This window comes from Pseudomonas sp. 32_A (assembly GCF_017490905.1).
Classification (GTDB): Bacteria; Pseudomonadota; Gammaproteobacteria; order Pseudomonadales; family Pseudomonadaceae; genus Aquipseudomonas; species Aquipseudomonas inefficax.
Genome location: NZ_JAFGYI010000131.1, coordinates 1 through 590 on the forward strand (window position 1 = coordinate 1; position 590 = coordinate 590).

General features: G+C 69.3%; 1 pseudogene. It reads left to right on the forward strand.

Annotation, left to right across the window (positions count from 1 at the left end):
- Positions 1-576: pseudogene (locus J5M58_RS25925) on the forward strand (hypothetical protein); the annotation flags it as partial.
- Between the last annotated feature and the right edge of the window lie 14 nt (positions 577-590).

The following is a 590-nucleotide window of genomic DNA, read 5'->3' on the forward strand; positions in this document are numbered from 1 at the left end:
GTGATCGAGGATCGCTTCGCGGCCGGCCGGCCCGCGTGGGAGAAGGCGGGCGCGGAGCTCGTCGACGACGTCCATCCGTACGAGGAAGCGAAGATCCGGATCCTGAACGCGACGCACAGCTGCATCGCCTGGGCGGGCACGCTCGCGGGCCATTCATACATTCACGAAGGCACGCGCGACGCGCACATTCGCCGCTTCGCGCACGCGTACGTGACCGACGACGTGATCCCGTGCCTCACGCCGAGCCCGCTCGATCTCGCGCGCTACCGCGACGTCGTGCTCGAGCGCTTCGGCAATCCGCACATCCGCGACACGAACCAGCGCGTGGCCGCCGACGGCTTCTCGAAGATTCCCGGCTTCATCGCGCCGACGCTCGCCGAATCGATCGCGCCCGCGCTGCCATTCGACGATGCGCTGCGCGCGGGCGTCACCTGCGTCGCGCCCGGCACGCTGCTGATCCGCGCGCTCGCGCATTCGATGGAGGCGCTGCAGCGGCTGTTGGCCGAGCAATGGCTCGCGCTTCGCCCGATCGTCCACGGCGTCGACCCAAAACCGCTGCGCCTCTGGCAAACCTGATCGCCGCACATTCC